Raw genomic sequence first — 20,076 nt, forward strand, 5'->3', positions numbered from 1 at the left:
CGTAGATCCACGCCATGCGTGGATGTGCCGGCCAGCGGCCGGCGCTACCGTATGGTCGTCACGCTTCGCGGATCAAAACCCCATCACGCAACCGGTACTGCGCATCAACCACGCCTTCAGGCAGATCATCGTGGGTGATCATCAGCAGGCTGCGCCCGTCCAGCAGCGCGGAAAGGTCATGCAGCAACGCACGTGCGGTATCTACGTCCAGCCCTTCGGTCGGCTCGTCCAGCAGCAGGATCGGCGCATTGCGCAGCAGCGCGCGCGCCAGCGCCAGACGACGTGCCTGGCCGGCCGACATGGTCGCGCCGTTCTCGCCGACCCAGGTCTGCAGGCCGCCGTTGCGCTCGGCCCATTCGCCCAGGCGCACGCGACGCAGCACCGCCCACAACGCCCCGTCGCTGGCATCGGGATCACCCAGCCGCAGGTTCTCCGCCACACTGCCGGCAAACACCGGCGCGTTCTGCGGCAGCCACGCCAGTTGCCGGTGCCAGTCGGCCTGGGCGAAATCACGCAGGTCGCGGCCGCCGTAGGTCAGCCGTCCCTGTTGCGGATCCCATAGACGCAGCAGCAGGCTCGACAGCGTGGTCTTGCCACTGCCGCTGTCGCCGCGAATCGCAATGCGCTCGCCCGGCGCCAGGGTCAGCTGCAGGCCGGACAGCACCGGACGCGCGGCACCCGGCCACTGGAAATGCACGTCATCCCAATGCACGCGCGCGGCCTGCGGCACCGCCTGCGGTGCCTGCGGATCCTCCACCGTCGGCGGTTGCTCGACGATGGCCTGCAGGCGATCAGCGGCGATGCGCCCGGACTGTAGCGATTGCCAGGCCAGGCCCATGCCGGCCCACAGCTCGATCAGCGCCACGGTCAGGAACACCAGCCCCGCCGCCATTTCCGGCGCGATGCGCTGCTGTTCGGCCGCATGCAGGGCCAATGCCAGCATCGCCACCAGGCCCAGCCCGGCGACCAGCCCATGCAGGGTCGAGGCCGCGATCAGGCGCCAGCGCCGACGGCGATCCCGCGAAGCCAGCTGCTTGGCCGCCACGCGTACCTTCAACTGCCACGCTGCATCGGCGTGCAGCGCGGCCAGATCACCCGCGCCTTCCAACCCTTCGAAGGCCGCGGTACGCAGCGCGGCGCGATGTGCGGCGCGGTCGGCCTCCTCATCGTCGCGACCACGTACGCCCAGCCACGGCACACCGAAGGCGATCAGCAGCGCCAGCAGCGCCAGCAATACCGCCGCCGACGGCAGGATCACAGCAGCCGAGGCGATCGCCACCAGCGTCAGCGCGCCCAATGCCACCAGCGGCCCGATCGCACGCACCAGCAGCCCATCCACCTCATTGATATCACCCAGCAGGCGTGCCAGCAGTTCGCCGGTACGCGTAGCCCCCAGCCGCGCCGGTGCGAGCGGCAGCGCGCGGCGGAAGAACCACACGCGCAGGTCGCGGGCAATGCGCAGGGTGGCATCGTGGCCAACCAGCTTTTCGAAGTAGCGCGACACGATGCGCGCCATGGTCAGGCCACGGACGCCGGCCGAGGGCGAAAAGAAGTTGAAGCCCTGTGCCAGCCCTGCCGCACCGGCCAGCGCAGCGGCGGTCAGGAAGCCGCCGGACAGGCCCAGCAGCGCGGTGCCGGCCAGCATCGTGATCCACAGCAGCAGCACGGTCAGCAGCAGGCGCGGCCGATGGCGCAGGAACACCGCACGCAGCGAATCAGGCGAACGGCTCATGCGCGCACCGCTTGTGCCGGCTCAACCAGGCGGCCTTCCGGCAACAACAGGCAACGGTCGGCCCAGGCGATCACCGCCGGGCTGTGAGTGGCGACCACCACGCTGCGGCCGCGTGCATAGGCAGCCAGGCTGCGCAGCAGCGCCGCTTCGGTGTCGGCATCAAGGAACGCGGTGGGTTCATCCAGCAGCAGCACCTGCGGGTCGCGCAGCAGCAGGCGGGCCAGGCCGATGCGGCGTGCTTCGCCACCGGACAGCCCGAAGCCGCGTTCGCCGATCACCGTATCCAGTCCCTGTGGCAGGCGCTGCGCGAACTGCAGCACCTGCGAGGCCTCGGCCACTGCGCGCAGCCGCGCATCGCTGGCGCCGGGATCGGCCAGGCGCAGGTTGTCAGCGATGCTGCCGTGGAACAGGTACGGCCGCTGGCTGGCATAGGCCACCTGCACGCCGGGGCGCAGCTGCAGCTTGCCCGCACGCGGCGGCAACCATCCGGCCAGTGCTTCCAGCAGCGTGCTCTTGCCGGATCCACTGGGGCCGACCAGGGCCAGACGCTGGCCCGGTTCCAGCAGCACATCCAGATCCTGCAGCACGTCGTGCGGCGCACCCAGCGGGCGCAGCACCAGGCCCTGCGCCTGCAGCGGCGGCAACGCGGCCTCAGCCGGCTCCACCGCCAGTGGCGCACTCTCGTTTTCGATCAGGCCCTGCTCTTCCGGCAACGACTGCAGCAGACGTTCAACCTCGGCCGCTGCTGCCAGTGCATTGGCACGGTCGTGGTAGTGCGCGGCCAGCCGCCGCAGCGGCGCGTAGAACTCCGGCGCCAGCAGCAGGCAGAACAGGCCGGCGCCCAGCGTCGGCACCGCTGCATGCAGCGACATCAGGCCCAGGTAGCTCAGGCCCAGGTACAACGCGACCATCGCCACGCTTACCGAGGCGAAGAATTCCAGCACCGTGGACGACAGGAAGGCGATGCGCAGCACCTTCATCGTGCGCAGGCGCACACCTTCAGCGGCGGCCTCGATGCCTTCCAGTTCAGCCTCGCCGCGGCCATAGATGCGCAGCAGGCCCAAGCCCTTGATGCGGTCGGCGAAGTGACCGCTCATCCGCGCCAGCTCGCCCAGCTGCGCACGGCCGGCGGCTTCAGCACCCCAGCCCACCAGCATCATGAAGAACGGCACCAGCGGTGCGGTGAACAGCAGGATCAGCGCCACCACCCAGTCCACCCAGGCCACCGCGGCCAGGATCAGCAGCGGCACCACCACCACTTCGGTGCGCACCGGCAGGAAACCGCTGTAGTAGCTTTCAATCGCATCGCCGTGATGCAGCATCAGTTCGCCCAGCTCGCCGGTGCGGCGCTGGCGCAGCCACAGCGGTCCGTGGCCAAGCAAGCGCGCGAACACACGCTCGCGCAGCGCCAACCGCGCGGCATCGGCCACGTCACCGGCAGCCGCCTGGGTGGCGCTGCCCAGCAGCGTGCGCAGCACCAGAATCACCGCCAGTCCAGCGAGCACGGGCAGGCCCGACGCCAGCGGTGCGCGTTCCACCAGCACCTGCTGCACGAGCCAGGCGATGGCGGCGGCCTGGCCGATCAGCAGCGCGCCAGACAGGCTGATGCACAGCGCTGCCAACCGCTGGCGACCTCGAGCGGACCGCGCAAGATCGGCCAGCCATGCGGTGCGGGCACGCCGCTGGCGAGTCGTTTCGGCTTCCGTAGAAAGGCCGTCAGGGGTCGTTTCGGCAGCGCTCAAGGGGTCTTCACGGGCAACAGGGGAGACACGGCATTGTAGGCGCAGGCAACAGCCTCCCCCTGCGGCCGGCGGTCGCAGTCTTCATCGGGTTGGCATACGATCCTCCTGAATACCCATTCATACATTGATCTGGATCAAGGCTGTTTGAAGTAGTCGGTCACATCATTCACCCCGTAGACCACCCTTCCCGCCACCTGCAACGGCACTATCCAACGAGGTAGCCAGGCCATGATTGATCAGACAGTCGTAGAACTGTCGCGGCTGCAATTCGCTCTGACCGCGATGTACCACTTCCTATTCGTCCCGCTCACGCTTGGCCTGTCCTTCATGGTGGCCATCATGGAGAGCGTGTACGTCATGACCCGCAAGCAGGTCTGGCGGCAGATGACCCTGTTCTGGGGCACCCTGTTCGGCATCAACTTCGCCATCGGCGTGGCCACCGGCCTGGTGATGGAATTCCAGTTCGGCATGAACTGGTCGTATTACAGCCACTACGTAGGCGACATCTTCGGTGCGCCGCTGGCGATCGAAGGCCTGATGGCGTTCTTCCTGGAAGCGACCTTCATCGGTCTGTTCTTCTTCGGCTGGAAGCGCCTGACCCCGGTCAAGCACCTCACCGTGACCTGGCTGATGGCGCTGGGCACCAACCTGTCGGCAGTGTGGATCCTGATCGCCAACGGCTGGATGCAGAACCCGACCGGTGCGGTGTTCAATCCGGAAACGATGCGCATGGAAGTGGTCGACTTCGCTGCGGTGCTGCTGAACCCGGTGGCCCAGGCCAAGTTCGTGCATACCGTCAGTGCCGGCTACGTGACCGGTGCGATCTTCGTGATGTCGATCAGCGCCCTGTACCTGCTGCGTGGCAAGTACAAGGACATGGCCCGTCGCTCGTTCGCGGTGGCCGCAGCCTTCGGCCTGCTGTCGTCGCTGTCGGTGGTGGTGCTCGGTGACGAGAGCGGTTACGCCGCCAGCGAACACCAGAAGATGAAGCTGGCCGCGATCGAAGCGATGTGGGAAACCGAGCGTGCGCCGGCCGACTTCACCGCTTTCGGCATTCCCAACCAGGAAACCCACACCAACGACTACGCGATCAAGATCCCGTACCTGATGGGACTGATCGCCACCCGATCGCTGGACCAGCCGATTCCGGGCATCCTGGAACTGGTGGAACGTGCCGAGCATCGTATCCGTGGCGGCCAGATCGCCTATGGCGCACTGGAGCGGGTGAAGAAGGACAAGAACGACCTCGAAGCGCGCGAGATGTTTGATCGCCACTGGCAGGACCTGGGCCATGGCCTGCTGCTGAAGCGCTACCGCGAGGACATCCTCAACGCGACGCCGGAGGAAATCTCCAAGGCCGCGATGGATACCGTGCCGCGCGTGGCACCGCTGTTCTGGACCTTCCGCATCATGGCCGGGCTGGGCTTCTACCTGATCGCCTTCTTCGCGCTGGCCTTCTACTACTCGTGCCGCAACAACTTCCAGGACAAGCGCTGGTTCCTCAAGCTGGCCGTGTGGTCGCTGCCGGCACCGTGGATCGCGATCGAATGCGGTTGGTTCGTCGCCGAGTACGGCCGCCAGCCGTGGGCGGTGGATGGCGTGCTGCCCACCTTCTACGCCGCATCGGGCCTGGCACTGCATGAAATCCTGACCACGCTGGCGGTATTCACCGGGCTGTACACAGTGCTGCTGGTCATCGAGATCAAGCTGATGCTGAAGGCGATCCGCAAGGGTCCGGACGACATCCTGCCCACGCTGCAGGCCAATATCCGACCCGCTTCCCCCAATGCAGTCGCCCCCGGCCAGGCCTGAGGCAGGAGAATCCAGATGGAATTCATTGCACTTGATTACACCACGCTCCGCGTGATCTGGTGGCTGCTGCTCGGCATCCTGCTGATCGGCTGGGCGGTGATGGATGGTTTCGACCTCGGCGTCGGCACGCTGCTGCCGTTCGTGGCCAAGACCGATGAAGAACGCCGGTTGGTGATCAACACCGTCGGCCCGGTGTGGGAAGGCAACCAGGTCTGGCTGGTGCTGGGTGGTGGCGCGATCTTCGCCGCGTGGCCGCCGCTGTACGCGGTCAGCTTCTCCGGCTTCTACCTGGCGGTGTTTGCGATGCTGTTCGGGCTGATCCTGCGCCCGGTCGGCTTCAAGTACCGCAGCAAGCTGCCGTCCAAGCGCTGGCGCGACAACTGGGACCGCGTGCTGTTCATCGGCGGCCTGCTGCCGGGCCTGATCGCTGGCGTCGCCGTCGGCAACGTGCTGCTGGGTGTGCCGTTCCACTTCGATGACACCCTGCGCGTGACCTACACCGGTTCGTTCTTCGGCCTGCTCACGCCGTTCGCGCTCATCGCCGGCCTGATCAGCGTGGCCATGCTGGTATCGCATGGTGCGGCCATGCTGGTGATCAAGACCGACGGCCCGGTGGCAGAACGCGCTGCGCGTTATGGCAGCGTCGCCGCCATCATCAGCTTCGTGCTGTTCGCCGTCGCCGGTGCCTGGGTGGCCTTCGGCCTGCCGGGTTATCAGATCACCTCGCAGGTGGTCACCGACGGCCCGACCAACCCGCTGCTGAAGACCGCAGCACTGGGCACCGCCGCTGGCGGCTGGCTGCGCAACTACAGCTCCATGCCGGCCACCCTGGTGTTCCCGGTGCTGGGCCTGCTGGGTGCGTTGGCCAGTGCGGTGCTGCTGCGTGCACGTCGCGGCGGCCTGGCCTTCATCGCCTCGGGTGCCTCGATTGCCGGCATCATCCTGACCGTCGGCTTTGCGATCTTCCCGTTCCTGCTGCCGTCCTCCAGCCAGCCCACCTCCAGCCTGACCGTCTGGGACAGCTCGTCCAGCCACCTCACGCTGTGGGTGATGCTGCTGGCCACGGCCATCTTCCTGCCGATCATCATTGCCTACACCACCTGGGTGTACCGCGTGCTGAAGGGCAAGACGACGGTCGAGGAAATGGGCGACAACCCCAACGCGTATTGATTGCTTGAACGTGTGCCGACCAACGGTCGGCACCTACCCGGAATGAAGGAGAGTAAGCATGTGGTATTTCGCCTGGATTCTCGGCGCCGGACTGGCCTCGGTCGTAGCCATCCTCAACGGGATGTGGTTCGAAGCGCGCGAAAGCGCCCGCGCCGGCAACGACGTGCAGTGAAACTGTAAAAAAGAGTTGCCGATACGGCCTTCACACCGTATCCTTGGCGGCTCCTTCGGGGTGTAGCTCAGTCTGGTAGAGCGCTACGTTCGGGACGTAGAGGTCGCAGGTTCGAATCCTGTCTCCCCGACCACTCAAGTGGTCGCATTGAAGCCTGGTGAAGTCCTCCAGGCTTTTTTGTTCCCTGAAGTGGCACTGCTTCGGCAGTGTGAAGGAAACGGCACCAACCCCTTGCCGCCATCGGGGTTGATTGCTAGAATAGGCGGCTCCCTTCGGGGTGTAGCTCAGTCTGGTAGAGCGCTACGTTCGGGACGTAGAGGTCGCAGGTTCGAATCCTGTCTCCCCGACCACTTCGGTGGTCACCAAGAAGCCTGGAAGACATCACTGTCCTCCGGGTTTTTTTGTGCCTGCGGCCCGGGACCGGCTCGGCTGGCGGCAACGCCACTGGCCAGCCACGTACAATGGCCGCCACCCCCACCTGCCGCTTCGGCGTAGACCGATGCCGGCGCTGCATGCCACCACGTCAGCATGCGACACCTGCAAGGACCACCGATGAGTTCCTCCACTTCCGATTCGCCGTCGCTGCTGCACGGCCGCGTGCTCGCCTTCGCTGCGATCCTGCTGGCGGCAGTCAACCTGCGCACCGCCGTCACCTCCATCACCCCGCTGCTGGATGTGCTGGGCCAGCAGTTTGGTTTCGGCACCACCATGACCGGCGTGCTGGGCATGCTGCCGACCGCCTCCTTCGCACTGTTCGGCGTGGCCACGCCGGCACTGGCGCGGCGCCTGGGCCTGGAACGCACCACCCTGCTGGCGATGGTGATGGCGATGGCCGGCCTGCTGCTGCGCTCCAGCGCCGGCAACGTCGGCACGTTGCTGCTCGGTTCGGTGGTGGCACTGGCTGGCATGGGCATCGGCAACGTGGTGGTGCCGCCGCTGGTGAAGCGTTACTTCGCCAACAAGGTCGGCACCATGAGCACGCTTTACATCAGCGTGCTGCAGCTGGGCACGATGATGCCCGCGCTACTGGCAGTACCGGTGGCCAACGCAGCCGGCTGGCGGGTGTCGCTGGGCATGTGGGCGCTGCTGGCACTGGCGGCGAGCCTGCCCTGGCTGCTGCTGGCGCGCCGTGCGCCCAAGCCGGTGCTGGATGCCAACGATCCCACCGCGCAACCGCATGGCAAGGTCTGGCGCACGTCGCTGGGCTGGAGCATGACGCTGATGTTCGGCATGACCTCGCTGATGACCTATTCGATGTTCACCTGGCTGCCGCGCATCGTGGTCGAGGCCGGTGGCACGCCCGCGTTCGGCGGCGTGATGGTGGCCGTGTTCTCGGCACTGGGCCTGCTGCCGTCGCTGGTCATCCCGTCGATGGCGGTGCGCCTGCAGAACCCGTTCCCGCTGGTGCTGATCGGCTTCTTCTCGTTCGTGATCGCCTTCACCGGCCTGCTGCTGGCCCCCATGAAGGCGCCGCTGCTGTGGGCCTGCCTGCTCGGCGTCGGTCCGTCCACCTTCCCGCTGGCGCTGACCCTGATCAACCTGCGCACCCGCACCCCCACCGGCTCAGCGGCGCTGTCCGGCTTCATGCAAGGCGTGGGCTACAGCTTCAGCTGCCTGGGGCCGTTCCTGGTCGGCTGGCTGCACACCGTCAGCGACGGCTGGACCATCCCATTCAGCTTCCTGTTCGGTTGCGCCGCCCTGATGCTGTGCGCTTCCTGGGTGGCCTGCAAGCCGCGCAAGCTGGAAGACCTCTGGTAACCACGGGGCCACCCGACGGCCCCGCCTACCGCTCGTCAGCCCGCCGATGGATTTTGACGCCGGGCTGACAATTCCGGGCGGATAGTGCCCACGAATGCCCATCTTTGCCGCGTGTCGGCATCGGGCATGGGGGCGGCAGCGCCGCCCAGGCCACCACTCGGTGCGCGGGGGACTCTCGTTTCAGACAAGACATTGCAGGTCGCTGTCCTGGTTCTACCCATCCCTGCTGGATGGGAGTGCTCGAGGGGAGTGACGCAGGCCACGGCCATCCCAAAATCTGGCATGTGATGTGCGTCACATTTTTCAGGTTGTCTGGTTCGGAAGCCAAGGGGGTCCCCAATGGTTGTCCACCGCCGGCTGGCGCTCTGCGTCGGCCTTGCCTGTACCGCCCTGGCCTGGGCCAGCAGCGCTGCCCCGCCCGACCGCGAGGCGGCCCTGGCCGAGATCGGCCGCTACCGCGACCAGGCCCGCTGGCTGGATGCCCTCGGCGCGATCGAGCGCGCCAGCCAGCAGCAGCCCAACGACGACCTGCTGTTCAAGCTGCGCGTACTCACGCTGGGCGACATCGGCAATGCCTGGCGCGCCTGGGAGCTGTACCAGCAGCGCCCGCAGCTGTTCGACGCTGCACAGAAGCAACGCATCGAAGCCGACTACGTGGCCAAGCGGGTGGTCTGGAGCCTGGCCTACAGCAGCAGCGAAGACAGCCGGCTGGAAGAGGCCGAATCCACCCTGACCCGCATGCAGCGCTATCTCGGCAGCGAAGGCACGCCGTCCGCACAGGCGCCGCTGCGCGTCCGCATGGATCGGCTGATCCTGCTCAACCGGCTCGGCCGCCATGCGCAGGTACGCGAGGAAGCACGGGCGCTGCAGGCCGAAGGCCACACCCTGCCCGACTATGTGCTGCCTTCTGTAGGCGATTCACTGATGGGTACCCTGCATCCGGAAGAAGCCATTCCGGTGCTGCAGGCAGCCGTGGCCGGTGATCCCACGCGCGACGCCTCACATTCGGAGCTGGCCTACGCCTACCTGGAAAGCGAACAGCAGGAAAAGGCCGTCGACCTGTTGCAGGCGTGGCGTGACAAGGAACCTGCCTGGCGCTGGAGCAACGGGAAGTCGCCGTATCCAAACTGGTCGCGCTATGAAGCCGACCTCAACCTGGCGATGGTGCGCGCCTACAGCGGCGACCTGCCCACCGCGCAGCGCGATCTGGAATCGATGGTCGACATCGCACCGGGCAACGGCGGCCTGCAGAGCGCGCTGGGCAGCGTCTACATGATGCGCGGCTGGCCACGCAGGGCACTGCAACGGCAACAGATGGCGCATGCGCTGGACCCACGCGACATCGAGCCGCGGCTGGGCATGCAGGAAGCCTACGTCGCCCTGCAGCGCGATGACCTGGCGCGACCGCTGCACGACGATCTGCTCGCACGCTACCCCACCCAGCCCGCCGTCGAACGCATGGATCAGGCCTGGCGCGCACATCGCGGTTGGCAGCTGAAGGCATGGACCGACATCGGACGCAGTTCCGGCGGTGGTGGCACCTCGCCACTGGGCAACGACGACCGCCGCTATGGCATGGAAGTCCAGACACCCGTACTCGACGATCGCTGGCGGCTGTTCGCCTTCGCCGACCGGCGCTCGGTCGATTTCCAGGATCAGCGTATCGACCCGCTGTGGCTGGGCGCCGGCGCGCGTTACCGCTTTGGCCGGCTGGATGTAGAGGCCGCGGTGCTGCGTGCCAATGACCATATCGGCGATACCGGCCTGCGCGCCAGCGTGGGCTGGCAGTTCAACGACTACTGGCATGCCGGACTGATTGCCGCACGCAATGATCCGGAGGCGTCGATGCAGGCGCGCGCTGCCGGCATCACCGCCGACAGCGTCAGCGCGCAGGTCGACTATCGGCGCAGCGAACGCACGCACTGGATGTTCGGCGCCAGCCGCTTCCGTTACGACGATGGCAACCATCGCGAACTGTTCAGCACCGGCCTTGAACAGCGCCTGCTGACCCGCCCACGGTGGCTGATCGATGGCCTGGCCAGTGCCTACACCAGTCGTGGCAGCCGCGACGATGCGCCCTACTTCAACCCGAAGCGCGACCGCATGGTCGAGATCGGACTGCGCATCGACCAGCAGTTGTGGCGCCACTACGAACGTCACTTCCGCCACCGGCTGACGGTCTCGCTGGGCGACTACTGGCAGGACCGCTTCGGCAGTGCACTGGTGCCGTCGGTGTCCTACATGCACGAGTGGCAGCTGGGCCAGGGCCGCGTGTTCGAGTATGGCGCGCGCTGGTCGCGGCCGGTCTACGACGGCCATCGCGAACGCCATATCGGTTTCGAAGCCGCACTGCGCTGGGGAGACTGACATGGCCCGCATCCTGCGACTGATCGTGCTCCTGCTGCTGTCGGCTGCGCCGCCGGCCTTCGCGCAGCAGGCCCTGCATCTCGATGCCATCGACAACGGCCTGCTGATCCTCAGCTACCACGACATCCGCGACCAGGTCGCGGCCAAGGGGGATGCCGATGCCTATGCGGTGAGCACGCAGAACTTCGCCGCCCATCTGGACTGGCTGGGGGCACACGGCTACCACCCGGTGTCGCTGTCGCAGGTGATCGACGCTTCCCAGGGACGCGCCACGTTGCCACCGAAACCGGTACTGCTGACCTTCGATGACGGCCTGCGCAGCGTCTACGACAAGGCCTTCCCGCTGCTACGGGCCTACCGCTATCCGGCGCTGGTGGCGGTGATCACGGACTACGTGGACATGGCACCGGGCCGCACCATCGATTACGGCTACCGCCCGTTCGGCCGCGACGACTTCATCACCTGGGCACAGCTGAAGCAGATGCACGACAGCGGCCTGATCGAGGTGGCCAGCCATACCGACGACCTGCACCACGGGGTGCTTGCCAACCCGCAGGGAAATTCCACCCCTGCAGCCGTGACCCGCATCTACCACCCGGCCACGCACAGCTACGAGAGCGAGGCGCAGTACGCGCAACGCCTGCGCGCCGATCTCTCGCGCAGCGTGCAGCGCATCGAGCAGCACCTGGGCGTTCGCCCGCGCGCCATCGTCTGGCCGTACGCCGCCTACAACCAGATGAGCAACGACATCGCCGAACAGCTGGGCATGCCGGTGTCCTTCGATCTGGAGGGCCGCAGCACGCCGGTGGCCAGCGACCTGCATGGCCTGGCGCGCTTCCTGGTCAGCGACAACCCGACCGTGGAGGGGCTGGCCTACGAGCTGCGCCGCGACGTCGCGCTCGATGGCATCCGTGCCCTGCAGATCGACCTGGATGATGTGTACGACCCCGACCCCGCGCAGCAGGCGCGCAATCTGGACGCGCTGATCGAGCGGGTCAAGCGCATCGCACCGACGCACGTCTACCTGCAGGCGTTCGCCGACCCGGACGGCAACAACACCGCCGATGCACTGTACTTTCCCAACCGCCACATGCCGATGCGCGCGGACCTGTTCAGCCGCGTTGCCTGGCAGCTGAAATCGCGCGCAGGGGTGAAGGTCTACGCATGGCTGCCGGTGCTCGGCTTCGAGCTGCCCGACCCGGCGCAGCGCAAAGCGCTGGCGATCCGCAATGGCGATGCCGATGGCATGTACCGGCTGGATTTCACCAACCCGGAAGCACGCCAGATCATGCTCGACCTCTACGAGGATCTGGCGGTCAATTCCTACTTCGAGGGATTGCTGTTCCATGATGATGGCTACCTGCGCGATACCGAGTTGCCCGCACTGGCCGCAGGCAGCGATGGCAGCGCGCGTACGCAGGCATTGATCGACTTCACCCTGGCACTGCGCAACAGCGCGCAGCGCTGGCGACCGAAGCTGGCCACGGTGCGCAACCTGTACGCCGAACCGGTGCTGCGCCCGCAGAGCGAAGCCTGGTTCGCGCAGCGCCTGGACCTGTTCAACAAGGCCTACGACCAGACCGCACTGATGGCGATGCCGTGGATGGAAGGCAGCAAGCACCCCGAACGCTGGCTGGACCAGCTGCTGGCGGCGGTACGTGCACACGACCCACAGCTGCAGCACACCCTGTTCGAACTGCAGACCGTCGATTGGCGCAGCGGACAGCCGATTCCCGCCGAGCGCCTGCGCGCGCAGATCCGCCAGCTGCAGGCGCAGGGCGTGCACCACTTCGCCTGGTACCCGGATGACTTCATCGCCGACCAGCCTTCCACCCGCGATGCCCGCGCGGCGATGTCCGCCGGCAACTTCCCGTACCCGGAGAAGTGACATGGACATGCACCCGTTGCTGCAGGTCCTGTTCCAGTTCGCCTTCTACTATCCGATGGTGATGGCGTTTTTCTGGATGTCCGGTGGGTTGTACTACTACTTCCGCCGTGAAAGGCATTCGCGGCCACGAAATGATCCGCCGTTGATGGTTGATCCACCGTTCGCCAGCCTGCTGATTCCCTGCCACAACGAATCGGAAAATCTGGACGACACGCTCGGTGCGGCACTGGCGCAGCGCTACCCGGCCAACTACGAGGTGATCGCCATCGATGACGGCAGCAGCGACGACACCGGTGCGCGGCTGGACGCTCTGGCGGCAAAGCACCCACGGCTGCGCGTTCTGCACCTGGACCGCAACCTGGGCAAGGCCAATGCGCTGCGCATGGGCGCACTCGCCGCGCGCTCGGAATACCTGGTGTGCATCGACGGCGATGCAATGCTGGAGGAGCACGCGCTGCACTGGATGATCTGGCACCTGGTCAGCGGCAACCGGGTCGGCGCGGTGACCGGCAACCCGCGCATCCGCAACCGCTCCACCCTGCTCGGACGCCTGCAGGTAGCCGAGTTCTCCTCGATCATCGGCATGATCAAGCGCGCGCAGCGGGTGTACGGGCGCATTTTCACCATTTCCGGCGTGATCGCCGGTTTCCGCCGTACCGCCCTGCACCAGGTCGGCTGGTGGTCGGACGACATGGTGACCGAAGACATCGACATCAGCTGGCGCCTGCAGCGCGCGCACTGGGACATCCGCTACGAGCCCAACGCCCTGTGCTTCATCCTGATGCCCGAAACGCTGAAGGGGCTCTGGCGGCAGCGACTGCGCTGGGCGCAGGGTGGCGTGGAGGTGATGCTGCGCCATGCCCGCTCGCTGCTGCACTGGAAGGAGCGGCGCATGTGGGGCGTGCTGCTGGAGTATGTGCTGAGCGTGATCTGGGCCTACACCATGCTGTTCATCGTGGTGCTGTGGGCGCTGGACAAGTTCTTCGAAATGCCGCCGCAACTGCATATCGCCAGCCTGCTGCCACAGTGGCATGGCGTGATATTGGCGCTGGTCTGCCTGCTGCAGTTCGCCAGCAGCCTGATCATCGACCGACGTTACGAAACACAGATAGGACGCAACTACTTCTGGGTCATCTGGTACCCGATGGCGTACTGGCTGATCAGCCTTTCCACCACCCTGGTGGCGCTTCCAAAGACCCTGCTGCGCCGTCGCAGCAAGCGCGCCACCTGGACCAGCCCTGACCGGGGGATCCGATGAACACTCAACATCCATCCAACCGCTTCGATTCACGGATGATCCGCAAGCCGCATCACCAGCCACGCTTCCAGCGCACTGCATGGGGTTTCGTCACCCTGGCGTTCTGGGGCTTCTACTTCTACCTGTGGGCCCCTCTGGTAACCCTGGTGTCATGGCTGGTCGGCGGGCAGCTGGCGTGGCAGCAGCTGTACGAACGACAGAGCCAGTTCGATCCGTATGTACTGGTGGCGTTGCCACTGATGCTGCTGTGCGCCAGCGTGCTGCTGATCGGCTGGGCCGAATACAACCGCGCTCGCTTCCGCGGCCACGACCGGCGCCTGCCGCGGCCGCTGGCCAGCCTCAACGAAGTGGCCGCCGACCTCGGGGCCAGCACCGGGCTGGCCGAGCGGCTGCTGGGCTGCAAGGCCGCCACCCTGCACATGGATGATCACGCACGGCCGATCGGCATCCGCCGCGAGGTGGTGTAGCCCGACAACCCGGTGGGTGCCGACCTTGGTCGGCGCTTGCTTTGGTAGATGCCGACCTTGGTCGGCGCTTGGGCCTGGTGAGTGCCGACCTTGGTCGGCACTGGGCTTTACCGCGAAGAGCATCCACGCATGGCGTGGATCTACTTGCGCGTCTGCCCTTCACCGCGCACTACGAAGCGTTCGACGGTGAGTGCCTCCAGGCCCATCGGACCGTACGCATGCAGGCGCGTGGTGGAGATGCCGATCTCGCTGCCCAGGCCCAGCTGGCCGCCATCGGAGAAGCGCGAGGAGGCATTGACCATCACCACCGCCGAACGCAGTGCGTTGACGAAACGCTCGGCGTTGCCGGCGTCCTCGGTGGCGATCACTTCGGTATGGTCGGACGTGTAGGCACGGATGTGCGCGACGGCCGCATCGAGGTCGTCGACCACACGCACGGCCAGCACCAGATCGAGGAACTCTGCAGCATAGTCGTCCTCGGTGGCCAGCCGGCTGCCCGGCAGCAGCGGCTGTGCCAGCGCATCGGCGCGCAGCTGCACGCCGCGCTCGGCAAGCGCCTGCGCCGCGCGGGGCAGGAACGCATCGGCCACGCCGCGGTGCACCAGCAGTGTCTCCAGCGAATTGCAGGCCGACGGACGGCTGCATTTTCCGTCCACCAGCAGATCGATGGCTTTGCCGAGGTCGGCACTGGCATCCACGAACAGATGGCAGACGCCCTTGTAGTGCTTGATCACCGGCACCCGCGCATGCTCGGCAACGAAACGAATCAGGCCTTCACCACCGCGCGGAATCGCCAGGTCGATCAGTTCGTGCAGCTGCAGCAGCTCCAGCATCGCTTCGCGGCGCAGGTCGGTCAGCACGGTCACTGCAGCCGGCGGAACACCATTGGCCTTCAGGGCACCGGCCAGCGCCTGGGCGATGGCGGTGTTGGAGTGGATCGCTTCGGAACCACCGCGCAGGATCACGCCATTGCCGGCCTTCAGGCACAGCGCGGCCGCTTCGGCAGTCACGTTCGGGCGCGCCTCGTAGATCATCGCGATCACGCCCAGCGGCACGCGCACCTTCTGCACGCGGATGCCGTTCGGACGGACGTCATCGCGGGTCACCTGGCCGACCGGGTCGGGCAGTGCCGCCACCTCGCGCACGGCCTCGGCCATGGCGAACAGGCGTGCCGGGTCCAGCGCCAGGCGGTCGAGCATGGCACTGCCAATGCCCTTCTCGCGCGCGGCGGCGAGGTCGCGCGCGTTGCCGGCCAGGATCAGCCCGGCATTCACTTCCAGTGCCTGCGCCATGGCCAACAGCAGCGTGCGGCGGGCCGCGCTGTCGAGCCCGGCAATCACCTGGGCCGCCTCACGGCAGGCGCGCGCCTGCGCTTCGATATCGCTCATCGGAATGTCCTGCAGTGGGTTCATGGCAACACCAGATCGTCACGGTGGACGACAGCGCCGCCGTAGTTGTAGCCGAGCACAGCCTGGATATCGCGGGTGTGGCGACCGACGATGCGGCGTACATCGTCGGCCGCGTACTGACTCACGCCACGAGCGACACAGACCTTGCCGGCATCTGTATGCCAGCACACCTGCACCATGTCGCCGCGACGGAATGTGCCCTCGGCGCCGATGATGCCACCAGGCAGCAGCGAAGCGCCTTTCTCGCGCATCGCCTGCGCTGCACCGGCATCAACCAGGATGGCGCCTTCGGCCAGCGGTGCGTGCCGCAGCCAGTGCTTGCGTGCGGCCTCGCGACTGCGCGCGGCGTGGATGCGGGTGCCGAACAGGCGATCCTGCGCCAGCGCACGCACCACGTCGCCGCTGCGGCCATTGAACAGATAGGTTTCGATGCCAAGGCGCCCGGCCTTGGCTGCTGCTTCCAGCTTGGTCCGCATGCCACCGGTACCGGCGCGTGAGCCGGCGCCGCCGGCCATCGCCAGCACCTCGTCACTCAGTTCCGGCACATCGTGCAACGGCCTCGCGTCGGCCACGCTACGCGGGTCGGCGCTGTACAGACCATCGATGTCGGTGGCGATGAACAGCGCATCAGCATCGACCAGCGCCGCCACGGTGGCGGCCAGATTGTCGTTGTCGCCGAGCTTGAGCTCGTCCACCGACACGGTGTCGTTCTCGTTGACCACCGGCAACGCGCCCAGGCGCAGCAGCTCGCTCAGCGTGGCGCGTGCGTTGAGGTAGCGGCGGCGGTTGCGCAGGTCGTCGTGGGTCAGCAGCACCTGCGCGACGGGGCGCTCGAAGAAGCGCTGCCAGAGCCCGATCAGCTGTGCCTGGCCGAGCGCGGCCAGCGCCTGCCGCGCCGCCATCGCCGCGCCGGGCTCATCGGCCCGCGGCAGGATCGCGCGCCCGGCAGCGACCGCGCCGGACGACACGATCACCACCTCGCGCCCGGCCAGCACATTGGCCGAGACAAACTGCGCCAGGCCCAGCGCGTGACGCGGCGACAGGCCACCGCCATCGGCGGCCAGCAGGCTGCTGCCGACCTTGAGCACGGCGCGCCGCCACGGCGGCAGCGCTTGTTCGGGGAACGGCGAAGCGACGTGGGCGGCGTGCAGGGTCATCAGGTGCGCCTCAGCGGGTGTTCCATTCGTGCACGGTCAAGTCGGAGGCCTGCATCGTCACCAGCGGATCGGTGGCGACGATGGCCTGTGCCTGCGCCAGGCTCTCAACGTTGCACAACACATAGGCACCACCACTGCCATCGGCGAAACCGCCGGTCAGCTGCAGCTTGCCCTCGGCCTGCAGCGCATCGAGGAAATCACGGTGCGGCTGCACCGCTGCATCGTTGAAGTCCGGCCGGCGCATGGCCAGCACCAGGTACACGGTGGAGGCCATCAGGACAGCGCCTGCCAGCGTGCGCGCAGTTCGTCCAGGCGCAGATCAGCGGCCGAACCCGGCGATACGCGTGCGGCCAGGCTGCCTTCCGGGGTACGTCCCTGCCCTGCACTGTCGGCACCCGCCGCGGCGGCCTTGTAGGCCTCGCGGAACGGCACACCGGCCACGGCGGCTTCGACAGCCACGTCGGTGGCATACATGCCCGAGTCGATCGCTGCACGCAGCCTGTCGTCACGCCACTCCAGATTGGCCAGCAGCGCCGGCAGCAGCTCCAGCGCGGCCAGGCCACGGCCGAAGCCGTGGAAGATGGCGCCCTTGGACGACTGCAGGTCGCGGTGGTAGCCCGACGGCAACGACAGCAGCTGCTCGATCTCGGTGCGCGCGGCGGCGACGCTGGCGTGGGTTGCGCGCATCAGCTCGATCACATCCGGGTTGCGCTTGTTGGGCATGATCGAGCTGCCGGTGGTGTACTGCGCCGGCAGCGCGACGAAACCGAACTCGGCGCTGGTGAACAGCGACAGGTCCCAGGCAATGCGACGCAGGTCCAGGGTGGCGCCACCCAGCGCTTCCAGCGCGGCCAGCTCGAACTTGCCGCGCGACAGCTGTGCATAGATCGGCGAGATCTGCATGCGCGCGAAACCGAGCGCGGCCGTGGTGTGCTCGCGGTCCAGCGGCAGGTTCACGCCGTAGCCGGCGGCAGTGCCGAGCGGGTTGGCGTCGACCAGCGCATGGGTGTCGCGGGCACGGATGGCGTTGTCGATGAAGGCCTCGGCCCAGCCGGCCCACCACATGCCCGCAGAGGACACCACGGCGCGCTGGATGTGGGTATAGCCGGGAATCGGCAGGTCCTTCTCGGCCTGCGCGCGGTCCAGCGCGACCTTGGCCACGTCGGCGCTGAGCTGGGCCACGCGCAGCAGCTTCTCCTTCAGCCACAAGCGGGTGGCGACCAGGATCTGGTCGTTGCGGCTGCGACCGGTGTGGATCTTGCGGCCGGCGTCGCCGAGGCGTTCAGTCAGGCGCGCTTCGATCGCCGAGTGACCATCTTCGTACTGCGTATCCAGCACGAAGCGGCCTTCGCGGAAGTCCTGCGCCAGGATCTCCAGTTCGCGCAGCAGGCCGGCCAGCTCATCGGCGCTGAGGATGCCGATGTGCTGCAGCCCCTGCGCATGCGCGGCGCTGGCGGCGATGTCATGCAGGAAAAACTCGCGGTCGAGGATCACGTCGTCGCCGGCGAGGAAGGTCTGGATCTGTGCGTCGACAGCGACGCCGGGCTTCTGCCAAAGAAAGTCTGCCATGGGGGCTCCGGAATACGTGTTCAGTGCGGGATCGACGTCAGTTCGTCGATGCCCAGCGCGAGATTGAGGTTCTGCATGGCCTGGGTGGCCGCGCCCTTCAGCAGGTTGTCCAGGGTCGCCACCACCACGACCCGCTTGCCGCCCGGGGCCAGCGTGAAACCACCGACCTGGGCACCGTGACGACCGGCGATGCGGCTGACCCACGGCGCTTCATCCACTACCTCGATGAGTGCTTCCCCGGCATAGGCCTGCTGGAAGCGCTCGACGATCTGCTCGCGGGTCTGCACCCGGTTCAGCCAGAGGTTGGCGGTAAGCGTGATGCCACGGAAATGCGGCGCGACATGCGGCATGAATTCAACCGCCACGCCCAGCTGCACCGACACCTCGCGCTCGTGCACGTGGTTGGTCAGTGCATACGGCATCAGGTTGTCGGCCAGCAGTTCGACGTTGTTCTTGTCCGACGGCGTGGTACCGGCACCGGAGTAGCCGGATACACCGAAGCACTGCGGCGGACCGGCCAGCAGGTCCAGCAGCGGGTGCACCGCCAGCTGCATCGCCGTGGCATAGCAGCCCGGGTTGCTGATGTGCTTCTGGCCGTTGTAACGGCCGCGGGTCAGCTCCGGCAGGCCGTAGTACCAGCCGGTGTCGAAACGGTAATCGGCCGAAAGATCGACGATCACGGTCTCCGGCTTCACCGCTTCCAGTGCAGCCACGAACGGTGCGGCCAGGCCATTGGGCAGCGCCAGGATCACCGCATCCACGCCCTTGGCGGCTACCGCATCGGCGTCCAGGTTCTCGTACTGCAGCTCGCCCTGGAATTCCGGATGGTGGTCGGACAGGCGCTGCCCGGCGCGCTCGCGCGACGACACGAAGGCCAGTTTCAGGCGCGGGTGGGCGGCCACCAGCTTGATCAGCTCGGCGCCGGTATGGCCGCGGGCACCGACGATGCCCAGGGTGAAGGTCGAATCGTTCATGCGTGACTGTCCAGGCGGTACTGCAGGTGGCGCTTCACGCCCTGCCATTCCGCGTCGATGATGGAAAAGATGACGGTGTCACGCGGCGTGCCATCGGCGTGCCGCCGATGGTTGCGCAGCACGCCATCCTGCTTGGCGCCCAACCGCGCGATGGCCGTGCGCGATGCGAAGTTGAACCAGCTGGTTTCGAACACCACGCTCAGGCACTCCAGCCGCTCGAAGGCATGGCTGAGCAGCATCAGCTTGCTCTCCGAATTGACCCCGGTGCGCTGCACCGATTCGTCATACCAGGTGTAGCCGATGCTCAGGCGCGGCACGTCCGGCTGCAGATCGTAGTAGCGGGTGGTGCCGACGATCTGGTCGTTGGCATCGAACACCACGAACGGCAGCACCTTGCCTTCGGCCTGCGCCTGCAGCGCTGCCTGCACGTAGCCGGTCATGGTTTTCGCATCCGGAACCTGGGTGTACCAGAGCTTTGACAACGAACCGTCGCCCAATGCCCCGCGCAGGCCATCGATATGGCTCATCTGCAGCGGCTCCAGCCGCGCATGCGCGCCGGCCAGCGTGGGAACCCGTGTCCAATCAGCATGATTCATCGCGT

At 66.9% G+C, this 20,076-nt stretch carries 16 protein-coding genes and 2 tRNA genes; 10 read left to right on the forward strand and 8 right to left on the reverse strand.

Annotated features, from left to right (window positions below):
- Positions 1–58: 58 nt before the first annotated feature.
- Together cydC and cydD are read right to left on the reverse strand one after the other, a co-directional pair.
- Positions 59–1,732 (reverse strand): thiol reductant ABC exporter subunit CydC, encoded by a 1,674-nt coding sequence (gene cydC / locus ABR323_RS15165; protein ID WP_439449908.1) that lies wholly within the window; start codon positions 1,730–1,732, stop codon positions 59–61.
- Positions 1,729–3,474 carry a thiol reductant ABC exporter subunit CydD gene (cydD, locus tag ABR323_RS15170; RefSeq protein WP_439449909.1) on the reverse strand — a complete coding sequence of 582 codons (1,746 nt, stop codon included), beginning with the start codon at positions 3,472–3,474 and terminating at the stop codon, positions 1,729–1,731. The genes cydC and cydD overlap by 4 nt, the downstream gene beginning before the upstream one ends.
- 228 nt (positions 3,475–3,702) lie before the next feature.
- Between cydD and ABR323_RS15175 the strand changes: the two genes are divergently transcribed.
- The 10 genes from ABR323_RS15175 to pgaD all read left to right on the forward strand — a co-directional run bounded on the left by ABR323_RS15175 (position 3,703) and on the right by pgaD (position 14,366).
- On the forward strand, positions 3,703–5,286 hold the full coding sequence (locus ABR323_RS15175; RefSeq protein WP_439449910.1) for a cytochrome ubiquinol oxidase subunit I: 1,584 nt from the start codon (positions 3,703–3,705) through the stop codon (positions 5,284–5,286).
- Between the two features lie 15 nt (positions 5,287–5,301).
- Complete coding sequence (cydB, locus tag ABR323_RS15180; RefSeq protein WP_439449911.1) at positions 5,302–6,456, forward strand: cytochrome d ubiquinol oxidase subunit II; 1,155 nt, start codon at positions 5,302–5,304, stop codon at positions 6,454–6,456.
- Positions 6,457–6,514: 58 nt separating this feature from the next.
- Entirely contained in the window at positions 6,515–6,628 is a 114-nt protein-coding gene (gene cydX / locus ABR323_RS15185) for a cytochrome bd-I oxidase subunit CydX (RefSeq protein ID WP_135274494.1), read from the forward strand.
- Positions 6,629–6,684: 56 nt separating this feature from the next.
- Positions 6,685–6,761, forward strand: a tRNA-Pro gene (locus tag ABR323_RS15190).
- 140 nt (positions 6,762–6,901) lie between these two features.
- Positions 6,902–6,978 (forward strand) — tRNA-Pro (locus ABR323_RS15195).
- Positions 6,979–7,180: 202 nt separating this feature from the next.
- Positions 7,181–8,386, forward strand: a complete 1,206-nt coding sequence (locus ABR323_RS15200; RefSeq protein ID WP_439449912.1) for a CynX/NimT family MFS transporter — start codon at positions 7,181–7,183, stop codon at positions 8,384–8,386.
- A 339-nt stretch (positions 8,387–8,725) separates the two neighbouring features.
- Entirely contained in the window at positions 8,726–10,753 is a 2,028-nt protein-coding gene (gene pgaA, locus ABR323_RS15205; RefSeq protein ID WP_439449913.1) for a poly-beta-1,6 N-acetyl-D-glucosamine export porin PgaA, read from the forward strand.
- A 1-nt stretch (position 10,754) separates the two neighbouring features.
- A complete protein-coding gene (pgaB, locus tag ABR323_RS15210; protein WP_439449914.1) occupies positions 10,755–12,641 on the forward strand; it encodes a poly-beta-1,6-N-acetyl-D-glucosamine N-deacetylase PgaB in 1,887 nt (628 codons plus the stop codon).
- A 1-nt stretch (position 12,642) separates the two neighbouring features.
- Positions 12,643–13,899 carry a poly-beta-1,6-N-acetyl-D-glucosamine synthase gene (gene pgaC, locus ABR323_RS15215; RefSeq protein WP_439449915.1) on the forward strand — a complete coding sequence of 419 codons (1,257 nt, stop codon included), beginning with the start codon at positions 12,643–12,645 and terminating at the stop codon, positions 13,897–13,899.
- Positions 13,896–14,366 (forward strand): poly-beta-1,6-N-acetyl-D-glucosamine biosynthesis protein PgaD, encoded by a 471-nt coding sequence (gene pgaD / locus ABR323_RS15220; RefSeq protein WP_135274499.1) that lies wholly within the window; start codon positions 13,896–13,898, stop codon positions 14,364–14,366. Before pgaC ends, pgaD begins: the two co-directional genes overlap by 4 nt.
- A gap of 140 nt (positions 14,367–14,506) precedes the next feature.
- Here pgaD and ABR323_RS15225 read toward each other — a convergent pair whose 3' ends face one another.
- Genes ABR323_RS15225 through ABR323_RS15250 form a run of 6 tightly spaced genes read right to left on the reverse strand, consistent with a single transcriptional unit; the run spans position 14,507 to position 20,071 of the window.
- On the reverse strand, positions 14,507–15,778 hold the full coding sequence (locus ABR323_RS15225) for a glutamate-5-semialdehyde dehydrogenase (RefSeq protein ID WP_439449916.1): 1,272 nt from the start codon (positions 15,776–15,778) through the stop codon (positions 14,507–14,509).
- A complete protein-coding gene (gene proB, locus ABR323_RS15230) occupies positions 15,775–16,932 on the reverse strand; it encodes a glutamate 5-kinase (RefSeq protein ID WP_439449917.1) in 1,158 nt (385 codons plus the stop codon). Before proB ends, ABR323_RS15225 begins: the two co-directional genes overlap by 4 nt.
- Positions 16,933–16,942: 10 nt before the next feature.
- Entirely contained in the window at positions 16,943–17,206 is a 264-nt protein-coding gene (locus ABR323_RS15235) for a YciI family protein (RefSeq protein ID WP_135274502.1), read from the reverse strand.
- Positions 17,206–18,501 carry an argininosuccinate lyase gene (gene argH, locus ABR323_RS15240; protein WP_439449918.1) on the reverse strand — a complete coding sequence of 432 codons (1,296 nt, stop codon included), beginning with the start codon at positions 18,499–18,501 and terminating at the stop codon, positions 17,206–17,208. The genes ABR323_RS15235 and argH overlap by 1 nt, the downstream gene beginning before the upstream one ends.
- 20 nt (positions 18,502–18,521) lie before the next feature.
- A complete protein-coding gene (gene argC, locus ABR323_RS15245) occupies positions 18,522–19,475 on the reverse strand; it encodes an N-acetyl-gamma-glutamyl-phosphate reductase (protein ID WP_135274503.1) in 954 nt (317 codons plus the stop codon).
- On the reverse strand, positions 19,472–20,071 hold the full coding sequence (locus ABR323_RS15250; RefSeq protein ID WP_126927502.1) for a GNAT family N-acetyltransferase: 600 nt from the start codon (positions 20,069–20,071) through the stop codon (positions 19,472–19,474). Before ABR323_RS15250 ends, argC begins: the two co-directional genes overlap by 4 nt.
- Positions 20,072–20,076: the final 5 nt, after the last annotated feature.

Origin of the sequence: Stenotrophomonas sp. ATs4 (assembly GCF_051861585.1) — a bacterium.
Classification (GTDB): Bacteria; Pseudomonadota; Gammaproteobacteria; order Xanthomonadales; family Xanthomonadaceae; genus Stenotrophomonas; species Stenotrophomonas maltophilia_AS.

What these genes read in the sequence shown, in the direction of transcription:
- cydC (WP_439449908.1), bottom strand. Translation starts at nt 1,732, where the DNA reads ATGAGCCGTTCGCCTGATTCGCTGCGTGCGGTGTTCCTGCGCCATCGG.
- ABR323_RS15175 (WP_439449910.1), top strand. Translation starts at nt 3,703, where the DNA reads ATGATTGATCAGACAGTCGTAGAACTGTCGCGGCTGCAATTCGCTCTG.
- cydB (WP_439449911.1), top strand. Translation starts at nt 5,302, where the DNA reads ATGGAATTCATTGCACTTGATTACACCACGCTCCGCGTGATCTGGTGG.
- cydX (WP_135274494.1), top strand. Translation starts at nt 6,515, where the DNA reads ATGTGGTATTTCGCCTGGATTCTCGGCGCCGGACTGGCCTCGGTCGTA.
- ABR323_RS15200 (WP_439449912.1), top strand. Translation starts at nt 7,181, where the DNA reads ATGAGTTCCTCCACTTCCGATTCGCCGTCGCTGCTGCACGGCCGCGTG.
- pgaA (WP_439449913.1), top strand. Translation starts at nt 8,726, where the DNA reads ATGGTTGTCCACCGCCGGCTGGCGCTCTGCGTCGGCCTTGCCTGTACC.
- pgaB (WP_439449914.1), top strand. Translation starts at nt 10,755, where the DNA reads ATGGCCCGCATCCTGCGACTGATCGTGCTCCTGCTGCTGTCGGCTGCG.
- pgaC (WP_439449915.1), top strand. Translation starts at nt 12,643, where the DNA reads ATGGACATGCACCCGTTGCTGCAGGTCCTGTTCCAGTTCGCCTTCTAC.
- pgaD (WP_135274499.1), top strand. Translation starts at nt 13,896, where the DNA reads ATGAACACTCAACATCCATCCAACCGCTTCGATTCACGGATGATCCGC.
- ABR323_RS15225 (WP_439449916.1), bottom strand. Translation starts at nt 15,778, where the DNA reads ATGAACCCACTGCAGGACATTCCGATGAGCGATATCGAAGCGCAGGCG.
- proB (WP_439449917.1), bottom strand. Translation starts at nt 16,932, where the DNA reads ATGACCCTGCACGCCGCCCACGTCGCTTCGCCGTTCCCCGAACAAGCG.
- ABR323_RS15235 (WP_135274502.1), bottom strand. Translation starts at nt 17,206, where the DNA reads ATGGCCTCCACCGTGTACCTGGTGCTGGCCATGCGCCGGCCGGACTTC.
- argH (WP_439449918.1), bottom strand. Translation starts at nt 18,501, where the DNA reads ATGGCAGACTTTCTTTGGCAGAAGCCCGGCGTCGCTGTCGACGCACAG.
- argC (WP_135274503.1), bottom strand. Translation starts at nt 19,475, where the DNA reads ATGAACGATTCGACCTTCACCCTGGGCATCGTCGGTGCCCGCGGCCAT.
- ABR323_RS15250 (WP_126927502.1), bottom strand. Translation starts at nt 20,071, where the DNA reads ATGAATCATGCTGATTGGACACGGGTTCCCACGCTGGCCGGCGCGCAT.